Source organism: Streptomyces sp. BV286 (genome assembly GCF_019090165.1).
Lineage (GTDB): Bacteria > Actinomycetota > Actinomycetes > Streptomycetales > Streptomycetaceae > Streptomyces.
Genome location: NZ_JAHRIB010000065.1, coordinates 1 through 19,702 on the forward strand (window position 1 = coordinate 1; position 19,702 = coordinate 19,702).

Consider the following 19,702-nt stretch of genomic DNA (forward strand, 5'->3'; position numbering starts at 1 on the left):
GCGGCCGCCGCGGGGAGCGCCTCGCCCGGCCGGCGGGACCCGGACGAGGCCGACACCGAGCCCGTGGTGACCGCCGACCCCTACGGCCCGCACCCCTCCGGCGGTCAGGCCGGTTCGGCCGACTCCGCCGGCGAACGGGCCAGGTCGCTCCTCATCCCCGTGAACGACCCCGAGCCCCGCGCTCCCGCGTCGCCCGCCGTCGCACCCGTCCTTCCGGGCCGTCCCGTCGCGGGCCGGCCCCAAGTCCGCGCCCCGGGCCCCGAGTCCGGCCCCGAGGGCGGCCCGCCGTGCCCCTGGTGCGCCACTCCCAACCGCCCCGACCGGCACTTCTGCGGCCGCTGCGCCATGCCGATGGAGGGCGGCCCCGGGACACCGGGCCGGCAGCCGTGGTGGCGCCGGGTGCTGAACCGCGACACGGAGACGCACTGGGCGGGCGACCGGCCCCGCCTGCGCCGCGGCTTCGGACGCGTCATGAACTGGGTCGTGGGCGCCGTCGTACTCGCCCTGATCGTCACCCTCGTCCTCAACATCGGTGCCGGGGTCGACGCGACCCGCGACCACTTCGCCAAGCGCGCCCCGATCGGCCCGACCAGCGTCAAGGCGTCCCGCTCGTACCCCGGCCACAGCCCGCAGCTCGTCTTCGACAAGCTCAGCAACACCTGGTGGGGACCTGGGGTCTCGCAGACCGGGGAGGGCCAGTGGGTGGAGGCCCGGTTCGACCGTCCGACGCGGCTGCTCGACCTGGTCATCACCTCCGGCATGTCGACGAAGGTGGACCAGCTCCAGAAGTCGGCTCTCCCGCAGCGCATCGAGGCGAGGATCACCACCGCCGACGGCAAGAAGACGACCAGGACCATCACCCTCGACCAGAGTGCGGGCGGCCAGCGGCGCAAGTTCCGGGTCGCCGACGTCGTCGCGGTGCGTTTCATCCTGCGCTCGGCCTACGCCGCCGACGCCAAGAAGCAGGTGGCCATCGCCGAGATCGAGTTCTTCGGCCGTTCCAAGAGCAACACCACCTGACGGAACGCCGGGGCGGGCGCCGGTACGACGGCACCGTGCGACCCGGCTCCGGGGCGGGCGCCGATACGGGCGCTTCGCCCCGGCTCGCCCCGCCCGACCTCGCATTCAGGACCTTCGACCCTGGTGACTTATGACCTCCCGCCCCGCATCATGTGCAGGTTGTTGTCTCACGATGCGGTCGGGGTTGACGTGACCATGGGGAAGAGCGGGATACGTGTGGCGGGTGCCGTGGCGAGCGGCGCGCTGCTGCTCGCCGGCTGCGGCGGGCCGGGCGGCGGAGGTGGCGAGGACCACTCCGACGCCGCGCGGCGCGAGCCCGTCACGGTCGCCAAGGCACCCGCCCGGATCCCCGTACCGCTCGGCCGGGGCAGTCGCGTGGACAGCGACTTCAACGGCGACGGACACCGCGACCTCGTGCTCAACGATCTCGTGAAGCGTGACAGCCACGGGGACGACGCCGGGATCGGCATCGTGTACGGGTCCGCCCGTGGACCGGCCCCCGGCGCACGGCAGTTGCTGAGTCCCGACCAGCACGCGGCCGCCACGAAGGGGCAGTTGCCCGCCGTCTTCGACGCCGAGGCGAACTGCGATCTGGACAAGGACGGCTTCACCGACCTCGTCGTCTCGACCGACCCGCCCTACGACGGGCAGGGGCAGCCGCCCGTGCCGCTGCAGATCCTCTTCGGTTCGTCCCGGGGGCTGTCCGGGAAAGCGGTGAAGCTGGCGATCCCCGCGCAGGCACGTTTCGGCAACGACTGGCCGGACCAGCCGGTGTGCGGCGACTTCAACGGCGACAAGGCCGAGGATCTCGTGGTGCACGCCTCCGACGGCCGCCTCAGCTATCTGCGGGGGCCCTTCACCCGCAAGGGCGCCCCGAAGGCGGCCGGGGCCCCGCTCGCCTCACCGGGGAACGTCCCGACTCCCCCGGCCGTGGACGTCGACGGCGACGGCCGCGACGACCTGCTCGTGCGTACCGCGGAGGGTTCCGGCACCTCCGACTCCTCGCTCGTGCCGGGCGGACCGGCCGGTCCCACCGGCACCGCGGTCGCCCTCCCGAACGGTGTCGACGTCACCTTCGGGCGGTTCGGCGGGGGCAAGGGGCTCGACGCGGCGATCGGCACGATGCGCGGCACCGCTCTGCGGTACGACGTGCCCGGCACCCGGCGCGGTGAGCTCCCGGTCGCCGGCACGGTCCTGGACTCCGGGGACTTCGACGGCGACGGACTGAGCGAACTCGTGTCCAGCGGTTCGCAGTTGAGGATCCTGAAGGGCCGCGCGGGCGGACTGTCCGCGACCGGGATGGTGACCGTGCAGCCACCGGCCCCGGGAACCACCCGGGTCCTGGCGGTGGCCGACTTCGACGGCGACAAGCGGGCGGACCTGGTGGTGCGGACCTACCGCGGGGACACCAAGGACACGATCGCCGTGTACCCGGGCGAGAAGAAGGGCCTGATCGCGCGGAAGCCCGCCCTGACCTTCTCCACCTCCGGGGTCCTGGGGGCGGAGCGCTGATGCGGCGCCCTCCGGGCGACCGGGTGCCCCGGTCCGCGACGAGACCCCTGCTGCCGGTAGCCGTGACGCTCCTCGCGGGCGTCTGCCTGCTCGCGGGATGCGGTGACGGTGGCGGTGGCGGCTCACCCGACCGGGCCGCCGCCCAGAAGAAGCCCACCGCCGGAAAGCCGTCCGAGAACCCCGACCCGGGCGACTTCAACGGCGACGGCCACGACGACTTCGCGACCGTCGTCACCTCGACCACCAAGGACGGGAGGCGGACCGTCGAGACCCTGGTCGTGGCCTACGGCTCCCCCGACGGCCTCGCCCCGGCCTCCGCCGGGCGGACCTCACCGGGCGGGGCGGACACGTACTTCACGTCCCTGCTGCGCACCGACCTCGACGGCGACGGCTTCACCGACCTGGTCGCCGGCCGCGGAGAGGGAGACACCCGGCTGGAGACCTACGCCCTCTTCGGCGGCGCCCGGGGCCTCGGCCGCGCCGTCGCACTCGACCTGCCCGACGGCTTCCGGCCGCTCGCCGCCGCCGACTTCGACGGCGACGGCTCCGTCGACCTCATCGACGGCGGACACGGCGGCAGGGGCACCAACTCCGAGACCGGTCCGGGCTCCGCGGGACTGCTCCTCCACGGCCCCTTCGACCGCGCGGGCACCCCGAAGCGCCAAGCCGCGATCGACATCAGCCAGGGCGGCTACGCGACCCCCTCCTCGGCCACCACCGGCGACTTCGACGCCGACGGGAAGGCCGAGGTCGTGTTCACGTACGACTTCGACGCCGAGGAGGACGAGAGCGCGCCCGAGAGCCTGCACACGGTCGGCTACTACGAGGGCGACGAGGACGGACTCGTCCGTGACACCGCGCGCGAGCCCGCCATCGGCGCGGCCGTGGACACCTTCGACGGCCCGCGCACGCCGGCCGTCGGCGACGCGGACGGCGACGGCATCGACGACCTGCTGCTGCCCACCCGGCTCGCGGTGGCCCCCGCCGACATGCCGGCCGAGGGCGGCGCGCTCACCATCCTGTACGGCGCCAAGTCGGGACTGGGCAGCGGGCGTACGAAGTCCGTGATCGAGGGGAAGGACGGCGCGAAGCGGCGGATCGACTTCGGGACCTCGCCCGCCGTGGGCGACGTCAACGGCGACGGGAAACCGGACGTCGTGGTGAACACCCCGAACTTCCGGCGCCACGACGGCAAGGTCACGCTGCTGCCCGGCGGCCCGCGGGGCGTACCGTCCGCGGACGGCGAGCGGACCGTCGACGCCGACACCGACGGACTGCCGGGCACCCCCAACCCGCACCGGTGGAACGAATTCCACTACCAGCCGCCGCTGCTCGACGTGGACGGCGACGACCACGCCGACGCCGTCGTGTTCGGGCCGCTCTACGAGAAACGCAAGGGCGCCTTCCTGGTCCTGCGGGGCGCGGACGACGGTTTCGACGCGAAACGGACGCAGCTCCTCACCCCCGAGGAGCTCGGTGTGCCGCTGCGGCTGAGGTGATCCGGGGGCGGCCGGCGGCGTTCACCTGACGGCCACCGGCACACAACCCTCCGTACGTTCGACGGATCGGCTACCGGACCCGGTGGGGCCGGTCTACAGTTCGGCACGGTCTCCCGCCGGTCGTGAGGCCACGGGCCGGCCGTGGCGGGCCGCGCCCACGCGGCGGAGCCGCACCTGTCACAGCCCCGCACCCCTCAGGGCGCCCTTCACGGGGCAGCCCCAGGCACGTCCCCGTAAGTCGATCTCCTTGTACGAGAGTTGGAGTGGCCCCGTGCGAAGAAAGACCCTCTCCGTCGTTGTGCTGGGCGCGGCCGCCGCGCTCGGCGGCGCCGTCCTGGTGATCCCCTCGGCCACGGCCGCGCCCGTCCACCGGTCCGACTTCAACGGCGACGGGTACGCGGACCTCGCGGTCGGCGTGCCGGGCGGGACGGCCGACGGGCGGGCCAAGGCCGGTTACGTGAGCGTGATCTGGGGCTCGGCGGACGGCCTCGGCGGCCCGGCGGCCAAGGTCAGCCAGGCGAGCTCCGGGATACCCGGCACGGCCGAGGCGGGCGACCAGTTCGGCTTCGCCGTGCAGCCCGCGGACCTGAACGGCGACGGGTACGGGGACCTCGCCGTCACCGCGCCCGGCGAACAGACCGGCTCGGGCACCGCGCACGAGGGCGCCGCCTACGTGCTGTGGGGTTCGGCGGACGGCCTCGGCTCCGGATTCACCGCGGCCAAGGGCACCGGCGACGTGCAGCTCGGCCGCCTGCTGTCGGCCGGCGACTACGACGGCGACGGGAACGCCGACCTCGCCCTGGCGCAGAACGGCGAGGAGGGCGGCGCGACCGTCCTGCGCCCCGGCCCGCTCTCACCGGGCACCTCCACCGGGACCTCCCTCGTCTCCGGGTACGGCTTCGGCAGCGTCCGCGCCCTGACGAGCGGCGACTTCGACGACGACGGCACCGACGACCTCGCGACGGCGTACACCGGCATGGAGATCGGCGGCACGCATGTGATGAGCCTGGCCTCCGGCGCCTGGAAGCGCACCTGGGCCACGTCCGACTCCGGTACGGCGCTCGCCGCCGGGGACTTCGACGGCGACGGCCGCGCCGACCTCGCCATCGGCCGGGTCGAGCCCGGCCCGGAGGCCGACAGCACGTCCTGCGAGGACCGCCTCGGCGGGGCCGTCGCCACGGTGTACGGCGCCGCCGGGAGCACGCTCGGCGGGAAGGTCACCTGCACCACGCAGTCCTCCCCGGCCGTGGCCGGCACCGCCGAGCCCGAGGACAACTTCGGTGCGGCACTGGCGGTCGCCGACCTCGACGGCAGCGGCGCCGACCTGCTGATCGCGGGTGCGAGCCACGAGTCGGTGGGCTCCGCGGCGAACGCGGGCGCGTACTGGGAACTGCGGGCCGGCGACGACGGCGTCCTCACCGGGCCGTTCTTCAGCCAGAACTCCGAGGGGGTCGCGGGTACGGCCGAGGCCGGGGACCTGTTCGGGTCGGCGGTCTCGGCCGGCCGGTACGACGGCACCGCCCACGCGGGCCACGTGATCGGGGCGCCCGGGGAGAACGCGTCTGCCGGGGGCGTCTGGTACCGGGCGTCCACGGGTGACAGTCCGCGCGGACCGGCCGTCTCACTGACGCCCGGGAAGCTCGGGATCGGCGGCGCGGTGGCGTACGGCGGAGTACTGGGCAAGTAGCCCCGCACACCGCACCCTTCCCGTCCTCCCCTCCGGCCCCGGGAACCACCGGACAAAAAAATCCATCTCACGTACAACCCTCGTCACTCCTTGCGGGTCTCCTGATCGCCAACCGCCCGTGAAGCCCGGGGAAACTCCGGGCAAATGCGGGCGGTACGCACCCCATTGACTGCGGGCGCCCGCCGGCGCCCCCGCATGCTGCAGGAGAATCCCGCATGCACAAGCACCTTCGGCTCACCCTCGCGACGGCCACCGCCGCCGCTCTGACGGGCGGCCTCCTCACCTTCGCGGCGTCCGCCGCGACGGCCGCCGACTCCGCCGCCGTGGCCGCCGCGGACGCCGACTTCAACGGCGACGGGCTCGCCGACGTCGCCGTCTCCGCCACCGGCGCGTACGTGGACGGCAAGGCCGCCGCCGGAGCGCTCACGGTCCTGTACGGGGGCGGCGCGCACGCCACCATCACCCAGGACACCGCGGGCGTCCCCGGCACGGCCGAGAAGGACGACTTCTTCGGCACCGACACGGCGTACGGCGACTTCGACGGCGACGGCTACGACGACGTGGCGGTCGGCGCCCAGGGCGAGGACGTCGGCAGCGACGTCGACGGCGGCACCGTCGCCGTCCTGTGGGGCTCCGCCGCGGGCCTCCAGGGCGGCACGACGGTCGCGGACCCCCGCCCCACCAAGCACGACTGGTTCGGCAGTGTGCTGGAGGCCGCCGACTTCGACGGCGACGGCAAGGACGACCTGGCCCTCGGCACGTACACCTCCGCGACCGTCGACATCCACCGGGGCGGCTTCACCCGCGCCGGCGCGACCGGCGGCCACTACACGGTGTCCGTGGCCGTACAGAGCGGCGACGGCTGGGGCATCCGCTTCCTGCAGTCCGGGGACGCCAACGGCGACGGCGTCGAGGACCTGATCGTCAACGGCTACGAGACCGACACCGAGGACGGCTACAACGCCAACTTCTGGTACCCCGGCTCGGCGAACGGCATCCAGTCGCCCGACTACCAGAAGCTGCCCGCGGGCATCATCACGGACGTCGGCGACACCGACAGCGACGGCTACGACGACATCGTGTTCGGGCTCGCCTGGGACGACGAGATAGCCGGCGCGCGACTGGGCGGCGCGGCACTCATCGGCCACGGTTCCGCCTCCGGCCCGGCCCAGGGCGACGTGCAGACCATCGACCAGGAAACCTCGGGCGTCCCGGGCAGCGGTGAGGCGGGCGACCAGTTCGGCTCCGAGCTGGACCTCGGCGACGTCAACGGCGACGGCCGGCTCGACCTCGTCGTCAGCTCGACCGGCGAGGACCTCGCCGGTGTCGTGGACGCCGGCGCGGCGACCGTCCTGTACGGCGCCGCGGACGGCTCCGGCATCACGGGCGCGGGCGCGAAGTTCCTCGACCAGGACACCGCGGGTGTCCCGAACTCCAACGAGGCCGAGGACCGCTTCGGGTCCGACGTGCACGTCGACGACCTGGACGGCGACGGCCGGGGCGACGTGGTCATCGGCGCCTCCGGCGAGAACGGCAACAACGGCGCCGTGTACGCCCTGCGCTCCGGCGCCGACGGCACCCTGTCCGCCGCCGCCGGCATCTACACCTCCACGGTCGGCATCTCCGCCTCGGGCACCCCGGTGCTCGGCGCCAACTTCGCCGACTGACCGGCCCGTTCCGCTCTTCCTTCGACACCGGGCCGGGCCCGCACGCCACAGCGGCGGGCCCGGCTTCCCCCTCTCCCGGAGACCTTCCTTGCGCAAGCGCACCCTCCTCATCGCCACCGCCCTGACCACCGGCCTGCTCGTCGCCCTGCCGGCCTCCGCCTCCGCGGCCCCCTCCGGGCTGCGCGGCGACTTCAACGGCGACGGCTACGGCGACGTCGCCTTCGCCGCGCCCTACGCCAAGGTCGGCGACCAGGGCATGGCCGGCTACGTGGCCGTCGTCTACGGCAGCGCCACCGGGCTGGACCCGGCCAACCGCACGGTGATCGACCAGAGTTCGGCCGGCGTGCCCGGTACCCCGGAGGCCGAGGACACGTTCGGCTCGGCGCTCGCGGTCGCCGACTTCGACGGCGACGGGTACGCGGACCTCGCGGTCGGCGCGTCCGGCGAGGACGTCGACAGCGACGTCGACGGCGGCACGGTGGCCATCCTGTGGGGCGGGTCGGGCGGCGTCGCGGGCGGCACGACCGTGAAGGACCCGGCCGTCTCCGCGCACGACGAGTTCGGGCGCGTCCTGACAGCGGGCGACTTCGACGGCGACGGCCGCGCCGACCTGGCCTCGGGCACCACCGCCTCGCACGCGTACGTCGTCAGGGGCGGCTTCACCCGGTCCGGCACGACGGGCACCGCCCAGCGGATCAACCTGCCCGAGACCTCCCCGTACGGCGTCGACGCGATCAAGGCCGGGGACACCAACGGCGACAAGAAGGACGACCTCGTCCTGACGTTCCGTACCGAGCTCACCGGGGACGGCCCCAACAGCTGGTCCAAGGGAGTCGCCTACCTCGGCACGTCCGGGGGCCTGGAGACCTCCGTGCCCCGCATCCTGAACGGCGGCACGTCCATAGCCATCGGCGACATCGACGGCGACGGCTACGGCGAGATCGCCCTCGGCAACGTGTTCACCGAGGAGGACGACCACAGCGGCAGCCTCGGCGGCAAGGTGACCGTCATCCGCGGCTCGGCGGGCGGCCCGGTCAACGGCGACGCGCCCATGGCCGAACTGACCCAGGACTCCCCCGGCGTACCCGGCGCGGACGAGGCGCACGACGGATTCGGCAGCGCCCTGTCCATCGGCGACGTGAACGGCGACGGCTACGGCGAACTGGCCGTCGGCGTCATCTTCGAGGACATCGAGTCCATCGAGGACACCGGCTCCACGGTCCTCCTCCAGGGCTCGGCGGACGGCGTCTCCGAGACCGGCGGCCGCACCCTCTCCCAGGCCTCCTCCGGCGTCCCCGGCAGCGCCGAGGCGATGGACTACTTCGGCTCCGACGTCCTCCTCGCGGACGTCACGGCCGACGGCAAGGCCGACTACACGGTCTCCGCGGTCTTCGAGGGCGAAGGCGTCGGAGCGGTCACGGCGATGCTCTCCGACGGCACCGGCATCTCCCCGAACGGCGACCGCGGCTTCGGCCCGGGCGCCTTCGAACTGCCCTACACGTACGGGGCGTTCGGCGCCTCCCTGACCAACTGACGGAGCGTCACATGCGTATCCGCACCATGATGACCCTCACCGCCGTCCTGGCGGCGGGGGTCACCCCGCTGACTCTCACCTCTCCGGCCTCCGCGGCCGCCGCCAAGCACTACGACGACTTCAACGGAGACGGATACCGGGACCTGGCCATCGGTGACCGCGGCGCCACCGTGGACGGCAAGAAGAAGGCGGGCGCGGTCATCGTCATCTGGGGTTCGCCGACCGGCCTCGCCCCCGAGAGCCGCACGGTCGTCTCCCAGAACAGCGCGGGCATCCCCGGCGCGGCGGAGGCGAACGACCACTTCGGCACGGACATCACCACCGTGGACCTGAACTCCGACGGCTACGCGGACGTGATCGCCACCGCGCCCGGTGAGAACGACGGTTCCTACAACGGCACGTTCATGGTCCTGTGGGGCTCGAATTCCGGTCTGAACAAGGGAAGTTCGTACCACAACCCCCAGTACAAGGACCGCGGCTTCGCGAACGACATCGCCGTCGGCGACTTCAACGCCGACGGCAAGCAGGACGTCGTCGCGGTCGACGACACCAACATCTGGTACCTGCGCGGCCCGTTCACCAAGTCCGGCTCCCGCGGCACCGCCACCAATTTCGACCCGACCGACGGCGAGAACATCGACCCGGTCGTCGTCGCCTCCGGGAAGGTCACCAAGGACGGTACGGCCGACTTCGCGGTCCTGGGCCGCGACTGGGACACCGACAGCGACCGCGTCTGGTTCTACAAGGGCGGCTCCGGCGGCCCGAAGAAGACCAAGAAGGTGAGTCTGCCCGCGTCGGCCTCCCTCTACGCGGCCGGCGTCACGATCGCCGACTTCGACAAGAACGGGTACGGCGACCTGGCACTCGGCAGCCGCCGCTCGGGCACGGGCGGGGCGGTCTTCGTCCTGCCAGGTACCTCCACCGGCCCCAGCGGCTCGGCGAAGAAGATCACCCAGTCCACGTCCGGTGTCCCCGGCACGCCCGAGTCCGCCGACGACTTCGGCAGTGACGTCTCGGCCGCCGACACCAACGGTGACGGCTACCCCGACCTCGCCGTGGGCGTCCCGGGTGAGGTGATCGGCGACAACTGGTTCCGCATGGGCGGTGTCACCGTCCTGCGCGGCGGTTCGTCCGGCCTCACCGGCGGGAACTCCCGCATGTACGACTACGCCACCGCGGGCGTCGAGGGCGAGCCCGACGAGGACAACGACGCCTGGTTCGGCGACTCGGTACAGCTGCGCGACTTCACCCGCGACGGCCGCCCCGAACTCGTCGCCTCCGCCCCGGAACAGGGCCGCCTCCATATCCTGCCCGGCACCGCGTCGGGCCTGACGGGCCAGGGCTCGTCGATGCTCACGCCCGAGACCCTCGGCCTCCAGTCACTCGCCAAGTTCTGGGCCGAACTGGCCGACTGACCGCGGACCGGTCCCGGACCGGCTCCCCTCCCCCTCACGCACGCCTCTGGAGACCTCCACCCGATGAAGCGCCAGTTGCGCACCACCACCGCCCTCGCCGCCGTCCTGGCCGCGGGCGTGGCCCCACTGACCCTCACCACCCCAGCCTCCGCCGCCGCGGCCAAGTACGCCGACGACTTCAACGGCGACGGGTATCGCGACTACGCCGTCTACTGGAGCGGCGACAGCAAGGGCGGTGGTGTGGAGGTCACCTTCGGCACGGCGAACGGCCCCGGTACGCAGACGCAGCTCGTCGACCAGGCGAGCCCCGGTGTGCCCGGCGCCGACGAGGCGGACGACTGGTTCGGCGAGGTCCGCACGGCCGCCGACTTCGACAAGGACGGATACGGCGACCTCGCCGTGGCCGCCACCGGCGAGGACGTCGACGGCCGCGAGGACCAGGGCGCGGTCACGATCCTGTGGGGAGGCCCGAACGGCCTCTCCGGAGGCACGTCCGTCCCCGACAAGGCGCCCAAGGACTCCCTCAACCGGATGGGTTCCGACCTCGCCACCGGCGACTTCAACGGCGACGGCAAGACCGACCTCGCCCTCGTCAACGACGCGAAGACGTACGTCTACCGCGGCTCCATCAACCGCTCCGGCGTCCACGGCTCCGTCACGACCCTCGACAAGACGACGTCCTTCTACTCCACCGCCCTCATCGCCGGAAAGGTGAACGGCGACGGCAAGACCGACCTCGTCGTCATCGGTGACGTCGTCACCGACTCGTACATCGCCTCCGACGCCTGGTTCGTCAAGGGCGGCTCCACCCTGACGTCCGGCAAGACCCTGCGCCTGGAGTCCCTGTCGGGCAACGGCGGAAGCTCGGACCGCGGCGGCGACGGTGTCATCGCCGACTTCGACAAGGACGGCTACGGCGACATCGCGGTCGGCACATCCGTGTACTCCAAGGCCAAGGGCCGGGTCTCCGTCTGGTACGGCTCGTCGTCCGGCCCCTCCACGAGCACTCGTATCACCCAGGCGACGAGTGGGGTGGCGGGCTCCCCGGAGACGTACGACGAGTTCGGCTGGTCCGTCTCCGCCGGTGACGCCAACGGGGACGGCTACAAGGACCTGGCGGTCGGCGTGCCCGGCGAGGCCGTCAACGGCAAGGAGTACGCGGGTGGCGTCCACGTGCTGTACGGCCGCGCGTCGGGCCTGTCGGGCACGCGCTCGCAGTGGTTCGCCCGCAACTCGGCAGGCGTACCGGGTGCGTTGGAGGAGGGCGAGTCCTTCGGCTACGGGGTCCGCCTCCGCGACACGAACGCCGACGGCCACGCCGACCTGTACGTACGCGGCAGTGTGAACACGCTGCGCCTGCCCGGGTCCCCGACGGGTGTCGCCACGACGGGCGCGGCGTCCGCGGAGGGAAAGCTCATCGAGGGCACGCTCCAGTAGCACGCGCGGACACCCTCGGGGAGTCATCAAGTTTGATTACCCGAGGGAATCCGCATGGCCAACGAGGTAGCCATCCCACGGCTGCCCTGCCGGTCGATCGACGAGATCACCGAGTCCTACGGCGCGTTGGGCTTCACCACGACCTACCGGCAGACCCGCCCGAACCCCTGCGTCTACATCCAACGCAAGGGCCTCCAACCGCACTTGACCAAGGCCATGGAGAACGCAGTCGTCCTCGGCGACTCCAAGAACGACACCCGCCAGGCCGCCCGCATCCTGGACACGCCCCGGGCCCGCAGCCTGCGGATCGTGACCGCGTACGCCGACGACTGGGGCTGGTTCCAGGTCAACGGCACGGCGGGCAAGTACGTATGGTGCGAACTCGGCACGAAAACCGAATAGAGCGAGGAACACGCACGCCGCCACAACCCCGCGCATCCTTCAGGTGTCACACAGGTGAACCGCAAGGATCCGGCCAACTCCTGGAGTCCCCGTGCAGATACGGACGTACGTCCTCGCCACCACCGTCGCCGCCACCGCGGCCGCCACGGCCCTGGCCCTCGCCCCCACCGCGGCCGCCGCTCCACTCTCCCCCTCCACCAGCGACTTCAACGGCGACGGCTACCCGGACCTGGCCGTCGGAGTGCCCGACGGCACGGTCGGCGGCAAGGCGAAGGCCGGGTACGTCAACATCGTGTGGGGCGGCCCGAAGGGCGTCGGCACCCGCGGCAGCATCCGGATCTCCCAGTCCACCGCGGAGCTCCCCGGCACCCCGGAGACGGGCGACCGGTTCGGCGCCTCCGTGGTCCTGGAGGACCTCAACGGCGACGGCATCGCGGAGCTGCTCGTCGGCGTCCCCGGGGAGGACGTCACCGGCCGCGGCACGGACGCCGGCCTGGTCTCCGTCGTGGGCGGCGCGAGAGGCGGCCCCGGCCCCGGCTCGAACGTCGTCACCGGCCCCGCGCCCTCGGCGGCGTACGGGCTGTCGGTCGCCGCGGCCGACCTGACCGGCGACGGCAGCCGGGACACCGTGACCGGCGGCAGGGACAAGGTCGTCCTGCGCACCGCCGACGGCCTCGCCGCCACCGTCGTCACCGCCCCCATGGGCGGCCGCGCCCCGATCCTGACCACCGGTGACTTCTCCGGCGACGGCACGGCGGACCTGGCGGTGGGCTACTGGACGAACGACCCGTTCACCCAGTCGCACGTACGGATCTGGGCCTGGGAGAAGACGGAGAACGCCCTGGCCAACGTGTGGAACACCGACAACGCCGGTGTCTCCGCCCTCGCCTCCGGCGACTTCGACGGCGACGGCCACGACGACCTGGTCCTCGGCGAGTGCCGGGAGATCGCCGACGAGAACATCGACGACCCGTGCGGCCCCGAGGCACTGGCGAAGGGCGGCGGCCTGCACATCCACTACGGCGCCGGCCCGAACGGCTCCTTCGGGTTCCGCAAGCAGACCCTCAACCAGGACACGGTCGGCGTACCGGGCGTCGCCGAGAGCGGCGACCGCTTCGGTGCCGCCCTCGCCGTCGCCGACGTCAACGGGGACGGCCGCGACGACGTGATCGCGGGCGCCCCCGGCGAGGCGATCGGCACCCGGGCCGGCGCGGGTGCCGCGACCCTGCTCTTCGGCACGAAGGACGGCCTGGTCGACGCGTTCGGCGAGGGCCACGGAGTCGGGTACCAGCAGGACACCCCGCGCGTCCCGGGCGTCGCGGAGGCGGGCGACGCCTTCGGTGCCGCCGTCGCGACCGGCGACTACGACCACGACGGCACACCGGACACGGCGGTCGGCTCCCCCGGCGAGAACGCCAGGTCCGGCGGTGTGTGGGTCCTCCCGCACACGAGCGTCAACGGCTCCTACACCGTCACCCCCGCCAAGCTGGGTCTGCCCTCCCCGTCGAGCGCGCTCACCTACGGCAAAACCCTGAGCAGCCGCTGAGAAACGCGTGACAGGCCCCTTAGGGGATGTCACAGGTCGGCAGCAAAGCCGGGTCCGATGCCCGGGCCCGGCACGTCACTCAGCGGGACCAGGTACGTTCGATTACGTGGCTGGATTCAGGATCGGACGCGGCCGGGACAACCGCACGCAGCAGGCGCCTCCGCAACAACACCCGCGGCAGCAGCCGTACGGACAGCAGGCCCCCCAGGGCGGCCCGTCGTACGGCTATCCGCCCGCGCCGGGGCCCTACCCGCAGCAGCCCCAGTACGGCGGGGGCAACGGACCGCAGCAGTGGCCCCAGGGGAACGGACACGGTGAGCCGGAGTACTTCGGCGACCCCGGTCAGCACCCCCAGGGCCCTGACCCGTACGCGGCGAACCAACCGGGGCACACGGCGGCGTTCTCCGTCGGCGAGGATCCGTACAACCAGGGCGGGACCTACCGCGCAGGCCAGACACCCCCGCCGCCGGTGGGTCCGCGGCTGCACTGGAAGGAACTGCTGAGCGGCGTCGTCATGCGCCCGAACCAGACCTTCCTGCAGATGCGCGACTACACGATGTGGGGCCCGGCCCTCGTCGTGACGTTCCTCTACGGCCTGCTGGCCGTCTTCGGCTTCGACGGCGCCCGCTCGGACGCCATAAACGCGACGCTGTCCAACGCGGTCCCCATCGTCCTGACGACGGCGGCCGCGATCGTGATCAGCGCCTTCATCCTGGGCGTGGTCACCCACACCCTCGCCCGCCAGCTCGGCGGCGACGGTGCCTGGCAGCCCACGGTCGGCCTCTCCATGCTGATCATGTCGCTCACGGACGCGCCCCGGCTCGTCGTGGCGATGTTCGCGGGCGGCGACGCGCCGTTCGTGCAGATCCTCGGCTGGGCGACCTGGGTGGCGGCCGGCGTGCTGTTCACCCTGATGGTCCACAAGTCGCACGACCTGCCGTGGCCGAAGGCCCTGGGAGCGTCTGCGATCCAGCTCGCCGCACTGCTGTCGATCATCAAGCTCGGCACGTTCTAGTCGGCACGAAGCCCTGGTCCGCACGCCGACCAGGGCTTCGGGCCGACCGGCCAGGGCTCCGGGCCCGGCCGGTCAGGGCTTCGGCTCGATGTTCTGGTTGGCGTGGAAGAGGTTGCGCGGGTCGTAGGTCCGCTTGACCGCCGCGAGCCGGTCGTAGTGATCGCGGTAGGTGGCCCTGACCCGCTCCTGCCCCTCGCCCTCCCCGATGAAGTTCACGTACGAACCGCCCATCGAGTGCGGCTGCAGCTCCTCCCAGTAGTCGACGCACCACTGCTTGATGAGCCCCGCGTTGTCGGGATCCGGGTCGACGCCGCCGACGACACCCGACCAGACGGCGTCGCGGTGGCTCCACGCCGTGTCGTCGTGGCCGACCCGGGCGGCGGCGCCGTCGACCGGGTAGAGGTGCATGGTCGACAGGTCGGTGGGCAGGTTCTCGCCGTACTTGAGGTGGACGTCGGCGGCCCCGTCGGTGATCCGGTCGAAGAAGGCACCCCGCCAGTACCACTGCATGCCCTTGGGGATCAGCCCGTCGAACATGCCCTGCAGCGCGGGATACGGCATCGGGGTCGTGAAGTGGAAGGCGGGCCGCCCGGCGTCGTTCACCACCGCCAGCGTCTCGTCCAGCAGGGCCAGATCGCCGGTCCAGCACCAGACGACGGCGCACATCCGGTGCCCGTGCAGGTCCTCAGGGAACGGCGGGCCGGGCGGCACGGCGAGCACGGCGAAGAAGCCGTTCAGGTCCTCGGGCGCCTGCGGCAGGAAGTCCCGGTACCAGCGCAGCACCTCACGGGTGTGGTCGACCGGCCACACCGTGATGCCGACGCCCACCGAGTGCACCGGGTGCAGCCGGTAGGTGAGGGACGTGACGACGCCGAAGTTCCCGCCCCCGCCGCGCAGCGCCCAGAACAGGTCCGGGAACTCGGTCTCGCTCGCGGTGACGAACCCGCCGTCGGCGAGGACGACGTCCGCGGAGAGCAGGCTGTCGATCGTGAGCCCGTACTTGCGGGTGAGGTGGCCGTGTCCGCCGCCGAGCGTCAGACCGCCGAGGCCCGTCGTCGACATGATCCCGGTGGGAGTGGCGAGACCGAAGGCGTGCCCCGCGTGATCGAGGTCGCCGAGCGTGCAACCGCCGCCGACCTGCGCGGTCCTCGCCACGGGATCGACCCGTACGCCCCGCATCGGCGACAGGTCGAGGGTGACTCCGTCGTCGACCAGACACAGTCCGGGACCGCTGTGCCCGCCGCCACGCACGGCGAGTTCGAGCCCGTGGTCGCGGACGAAGTCGACCGCGTCCATGACGTCCCCGGCATCGGCACACCGGACGATCGCGGCGGGCCGCCGGTCGATCATCGCGTTGTAGACCGAGCGGGCCCCGTCGTACTCCGCACTCTCGGGCGTGATGACCGGACCGCGCAGTGCGCTCCGCATCGCCTCCCGGGTCGTGGCGTCCATGTTGCCGCTGCCGTTGCCGCTGCCGCTGCCGTCCATGGTGATCGCTCTCCTAGCGAGACGTACACGCCCAGGATCCCGCCACTCGCGAGGACCGGCAATCGCGGACAGAACGGGCAGGTGCCCGGACCGCCCGGCGGGAGCACCATGGGAGCCATGGACAGACGCGACTCCGCGGACGAACGCGACTCCGCGGACGGACCCGGCGCCACGGCCGGATCCAGTGCCACGGACGGACCGGGCGCCACGGACAGACGCGACAGTGCCTCGGCGGGCCCGCTTCCGGGGCGGCCGTCCGCCGCCGTCAGCGCACCCGCACGCGTGGCCGCCCCCGCCGAGGGGATCAGCCACGAGGAACTCGCCCTCGCGGCCCGCAACCCTGGCCTCCCCCTGGAAGCCCTGCGCTACGACGTGACCCCGCCCGGCCTGCACTACGTCCTCGTCCACTACGACATCCCGGCCACCGACGCCGGCACCTGGACCCTCGCGGTGCACGGCCGCGTCCGTACGCCCCTGACCCTCGACCTGGCCGCCCTGCACGCCCTCCCGCAGGTCACCCACCGCGTGACGATGGAGTGCGCGGGCAACGGCCGGGCCCGGCTCACCCCCCGCCCCGTCAGCCAGCCCTGGCTGGTCGAGGCGGTCGGCACGGCGGACTGGACCGGCGTACCCCTGCGGCTGCTGCTCGCCGAGGCCGGAGTGGAGCCGGACGCCGTCGAGGCGGTCTTCACGGGAGCCGACCACGGCGTGGAACGCGGCGTCGAGCAGGACTACCGGCGCAGCCTGCCCCTCGCGGACGCGACCGCCGCCGACCCGGAGGTCCTGGTGGCGTACGAGATGAACGGCGCCCCGCTGCCACCGCAGCACGGCCACCCGCTGCGTCTGGTGGTCCCCGGCTGGTACGGCATGGCCCATGTGAAGTGGCTGCACGACATCACGCTCACCGACACCCCCTTCACCGGCTTCCAGCAGGCGGTGGCGTACCGCTTTCGCCAGTCCCCCGACGAACCCGGCGACCCGGTCACCCGTATCGCCCCGCGCGCGCTGATGATCCCGCCCGGCTTCCCGGACTTCATGTCCCGCACCCGAGTCGTACGCCCCGGTCCCGTGCGTCTGGAGGGCCGTGCCTGGTCGGGCCGCGCCCCGGTCACAAAGGTCGAGGTCAGCACGGACGACGGCGCCTCGTGGGAGGCCGCCGAACTCGCCCCGCCGGACGGGGGTCCGTGGGCCTGGCGCCACTGGCACGCGCCCTGGACGGCGGCCCCCGGCCAGCACGTCCTGACGGCCCGCGCCACGGACGCCGAGGGCTCGGCCCAGCCCCTCACCCAGCCCTGGAACCGCGGCGGCTTCGGCAACAACGAGGTCCAGCGCATTCCGGTGGTCTGCCTGGTCGGCTCCCCGTAGGACGCCCGACCGCCCACCCACCGGACTGGGTCACCGGACTGGGTCACCGGGCCGGGTTACCGGGCCGGGTTACCGGAGCAGGCCACCGGTCTGGGCCGCCCGTCCTCCGGGTCAGCCGGCCATTCGGCCGGAGGCGTGACGGGTCGTCAGCCATACGCTCGCCCCCGGCGCGACGCGGACCTCGCGCGGCCGCCGGAACCCGAGGGGCCGCAACTGGTCCCCGTGGCGGGCGGACAGCATGATCGCGACGGCCGCGGCGCCCTGGTCGTCGACGGTCCGCAGCCCCGGGGCCAGCAGGTCGGCGACCACCGTGCGGTCCCAGGCCTCCGTGTCGTCCGGCGCGCACACGGTGAGCAACGTCCAGTGCGGCTCGTCGGGCCCGGCCCCCCTCAGCACCGACGGCAGGACGGCGTGGTCCGGCAGGCAGGTGTCGAGCTCACGGGAGAGCAGACTCCTGAGGTGCGGGCCGGGCAGCTCGGTACCGGATCCGGGCGGCAGCCAGATGCCGGCCGCCAGAAGCATGCCGTCGTCCCGCTCGGCCACCCACACCTGCCCCTCCTCCAGGGCGTGGTGGGCCAGCATCAGCCGCATGGCGCGCTGCGCCTGTTCCCAGTCCATCGAGGGACCGTCCGCGCCCGGGGCGGGGGCGGGGAACGGGCTCTGAGCCTGGTCCTGGGGCTGGGTGATCAGCCGCACCACGGCGGGCACGTCCACCAGCCCCGCCGCGCGCACGGTCGCCCGGACGGGAATCCGAAGAGTGGTCATGGTCATGGTCGTGTACTCCGTCTCACAGGGCCCGGCTCATGCCGGGAAGGTCGGTCGGGACCGCTCCGCCCCGCCCGGAGGCGGGCGGCGCGGAGCTGAAAAGGGCGGCGGGCCGCAGCCCCGGCACGACGCCCGCCTTCGTCGGCGCCGGCACGCCGTGCGGTACGCGGGACCGGGCGACGGACCCGCCGAGGCCCGGGCCGGAACCGAAGCCGGAGCCACGGCCGGGACCGACGCCGGGACCGGCGAGGGCGCGGCCTTGGTGCAGCGGAGCGGGACCGCGGTCGTCGTGGGGCAGGGGCCGGGGCCGGCTGAGCAGGATCACTCCGTGGACGGCCGCCACGGCACCGGCGAGGGCCAGCAGGGCACCCGTACCCCCGTACTGGCCGCCCTCCCCGAGCAGGGTGACGCCGATGGCGGACGCGGCGACGGGGTTGACGAGGGTGAGCAGGGCGAGGGGCCCGCCGAGACCGCTGCGGTAGGCCTTCTGCGAGAGCAGCACTCCGGCCACGGCGAACGCCACGGTCAGGGCCGCCGTCACGGCCGCACTCCAGGTCGGTTCGGGCCCGAGGGCGAGCTTCTGCGCCAGCGTGGAACCGGCCCCGGAGGCGATACCGGAGGCCGCCGCGAGAGCGAGGCCCCCGCCCGGGGCGGCGGAGCGGCCCGAGGCGAAACGGACGAGCACCGCGACGACGGCCGCGGCGGCGAACGCCACCACCAGGACCTCACCGGTCCCCAGCGTGTCGGCCGGTGCGCCGCCCGACGCGGTGGCGGTCAGCAGCGCGGTCAGCCCGACGAGGGTGAACGCCGTCCCGCGCCACTGGGTGCCCGAGGTCCTTCGGCGGGTGACCAGCGAGCCCAGGGGCACCGCCACCACGAGGCTCAGCGCGCCGAGCGGCTGCACGAGGGTCAGCGGCCCGTACCGCAGAGCGACCACGTGCAGCAGCGCACCTGCGCCGTTGAGAGCGACGGACCCCCACCAGGAGCCGCGGACCAGCGTGCCCCGCAGGCTCGCGGTGTCCGCGGCGGTCCGCTCCTGGACCACGGCGGCCGAGGCGTAGCAGACCGCGGAGACGAGGGAGAGGACGACGGCCAGAACCACCGGGGAGACGCTCATCGATCCGGACTCCCCTCGACCATCGATACGAAACGGTTTCGTACAGGTACGCTACGAGGGCCCGGAACGAAACGCAAGCGTTTCTTTAATCCGGTACGAGACCCGGCCCGCCCGGCCCGTCTCCGACCCGGCCCGTCTCCGACCCGGTCCGCCCCGTCTCCGACCCGACAGAACCGGGCAGCAGATGTCGGGTCCGGCACAGTACGACTTCCTAACGTGGAGGACGCAAAGGA

Annotated in this window: 15 protein-coding genes; 12 read left to right on the forward strand and 3 right to left on the reverse strand. The window is 73.1% G+C overall.

Annotated features, from left to right (window positions below):
• The 11 genes from KUF83_RS09810 to KUF83_RS09860 all read left to right on the forward strand — a co-directional run.
• A partial coding sequence (locus KUF83_RS09810; protein WP_254643620.1) for a zinc ribbon domain-containing protein occupies positions 1–1,020 on the forward strand: 1,020 nt, incomplete at its 5' end.
• 195 nt (positions 1,021–1,215) lie between these two features.
• Positions 1,216–2,532: a VCBS repeat-containing protein gene (locus KUF83_RS09815; protein WP_217454270.1), complete on the forward strand. Its 1,317-nt coding sequence runs from the start codon at positions 1,216–1,218 to the stop codon at positions 2,530–2,532.
• Positions 2,532–4,031, forward strand: a complete 1,500-nt coding sequence (locus tag KUF83_RS09820) for an FG-GAP and VCBS repeat-containing protein (protein WP_217454220.1) — start codon at positions 2,532–2,534, stop codon at positions 4,029–4,031. The genes KUF83_RS09815 and KUF83_RS09820 overlap by 1 nt, the downstream gene beginning before the upstream one ends.
• Positions 4,032–4,302: 271 nt before the next feature.
• Positions 4,303–5,718, forward strand: a complete 1,416-nt coding sequence (locus KUF83_RS09825) for an FG-GAP-like repeat-containing protein (RefSeq protein WP_217454221.1) — start codon at positions 4,303–4,305, stop codon at positions 5,716–5,718.
• 215 nt (positions 5,719–5,933) lie between these two features.
• Entirely contained in the window at positions 5,934–7,385 is a 1,452-nt protein-coding gene (locus tag KUF83_RS09830) for a VCBS repeat-containing protein (RefSeq protein ID WP_217454222.1), read from the forward strand.
• 88 nt (positions 7,386–7,473) lie between these two features.
• Positions 7,474–8,919: an FG-GAP-like repeat-containing protein gene (locus KUF83_RS09835; RefSeq protein WP_217454223.1), complete on the forward strand. Its 1,446-nt coding sequence runs from the start codon at positions 7,474–7,476 to the stop codon at positions 8,917–8,919.
• Positions 8,920–8,930: 11 nt separating this feature from the next.
• Complete coding sequence (locus tag KUF83_RS09840; protein WP_217454224.1) at positions 8,931–10,334, forward strand: FG-GAP and VCBS repeat-containing protein; 1,404 nt, start codon at positions 8,931–8,933, stop codon at positions 10,332–10,334.
• Between the two features lie 63 nt (positions 10,335–10,397).
• Complete coding sequence (locus KUF83_RS09845) at positions 10,398–11,771, forward strand: FG-GAP and VCBS repeat-containing protein (RefSeq protein WP_217454225.1); 1,374 nt, start codon at positions 10,398–10,400, stop codon at positions 11,769–11,771.
• A 54-nt stretch (positions 11,772–11,825) separates the two neighbouring features.
• Positions 11,826–12,173 (forward strand): hypothetical protein, encoded by a 348-nt coding sequence (locus tag KUF83_RS09850; protein WP_217454226.1) that lies wholly within the window; start codon positions 11,826–11,828, stop codon positions 12,171–12,173.
• 91 nt (positions 12,174–12,264) lie between these two features.
• On the forward strand, positions 12,265–13,719 hold the full coding sequence (locus KUF83_RS09855; protein WP_217454227.1) for an FG-GAP and VCBS repeat-containing protein: 1,455 nt from the start codon (positions 12,265–12,267) through the stop codon (positions 13,717–13,719).
• A gap of 106 nt (positions 13,720–13,825) precedes the next feature.
• Entirely contained in the window at positions 13,826–14,734 is a 909-nt protein-coding gene (locus KUF83_RS09860; protein WP_217454228.1) for a Yip1 family protein, read from the forward strand.
• A 72-nt stretch (positions 14,735–14,806) separates the two neighbouring features.
• Here KUF83_RS09860 and KUF83_RS09865 read toward each other — a convergent pair whose 3' ends face one another.
• Positions 14,807–16,186: an FAD-binding oxidoreductase gene (locus tag KUF83_RS09865; protein ID WP_217454271.1), complete on the reverse strand. Its 1,380-nt coding sequence runs from the start codon at positions 16,184–16,186 to the stop codon at positions 14,807–14,809.
• Between the two features lie 153 nt (positions 16,187–16,339).
• On the opposite strand from KUF83_RS09865, the gene KUF83_RS09870 reads away from it, so the two are divergent.
• Positions 16,340–17,587 (forward strand): sulfite oxidase, encoded by a 1,248-nt coding sequence (locus KUF83_RS09870; RefSeq protein ID WP_217454229.1) that lies wholly within the window; start codon positions 16,340–16,342, stop codon positions 17,585–17,587.
• A 111-nt stretch (positions 17,588–17,698) separates the two neighbouring features.
• Here KUF83_RS09870 and KUF83_RS09875 read toward each other — a convergent pair whose 3' ends face one another.
• Together KUF83_RS09875 and KUF83_RS09880 are read right to left on the reverse strand one after the other, a co-directional pair.
• A complete protein-coding gene (locus KUF83_RS09875) occupies positions 17,699–18,358 on the reverse strand; it encodes a hypothetical protein (protein ID WP_217454230.1) in 660 nt (219 codons plus the stop codon).
• 16 nt (positions 18,359–18,374) lie between these two features.
• Positions 18,375–19,469 carry a hypothetical protein gene (locus KUF83_RS09880; protein ID WP_217454231.1) on the reverse strand — a complete coding sequence of 365 codons (1,095 nt, stop codon included), beginning with the start codon at positions 19,467–19,469 and terminating at the stop codon, positions 18,375–18,377.
• Between the last annotated feature and the right edge of the window lie 233 nt (positions 19,470–19,702).

Excerpts from the sequence above, each read along its gene's own strand:
- KUF83_RS09815 (WP_217454270.1), top strand. The coding sequence starts at position 1,216 with ATGGGGAAGAGCGGGATACGTGTGGCGGGTGCCGTGGCGAGCGGCGCG.
- KUF83_RS09820 (WP_217454220.1), top strand. The coding sequence starts at position 2,532 with ATGCGGCGCCCTCCGGGCGACCGGGTGCCCCGGTCCGCGACGAGACCC.
- KUF83_RS09830 (WP_217454222.1), top strand. The coding sequence starts at position 5,934 with ATGCACAAGCACCTTCGGCTCACCCTCGCGACGGCCACCGCCGCCGCT.
- KUF83_RS09840 (WP_217454224.1), top strand. The coding sequence starts at position 8,931 with ATGCGTATCCGCACCATGATGACCCTCACCGCCGTCCTGGCGGCGGGG.
- KUF83_RS09845 (WP_217454225.1), top strand. The coding sequence starts at position 10,398 with ATGAAGCGCCAGTTGCGCACCACCACCGCCCTCGCCGCCGTCCTGGCC.
- KUF83_RS09850 (WP_217454226.1), top strand. The coding sequence starts at position 11,826 with ATGGCCAACGAGGTAGCCATCCCACGGCTGCCCTGCCGGTCGATCGAC.
- KUF83_RS09865 (WP_217454271.1), bottom strand. The coding sequence starts at position 16,186 with ATGGACGCCACGACCCGGGAGGCGATGCGGAGCGCACTGCGCGGTCCG.
- KUF83_RS09870 (WP_217454229.1), top strand. The coding sequence starts at position 16,340 with ATGGACAGACGCGACTCCGCGGACGAACGCGACTCCGCGGACGGACCC.
- KUF83_RS09875 (WP_217454230.1), bottom strand. The coding sequence starts at position 18,358 with ATGACCATGACCACTCTTCGGATTCCCGTCCGGGCGACCGTGCGCGCG.
- KUF83_RS09880 (WP_217454231.1), bottom strand. The coding sequence starts at position 19,469 with ATGAGCGTCTCCCCGGTGGTTCTGGCCGTCGTCCTCTCCCTCGTCTCC.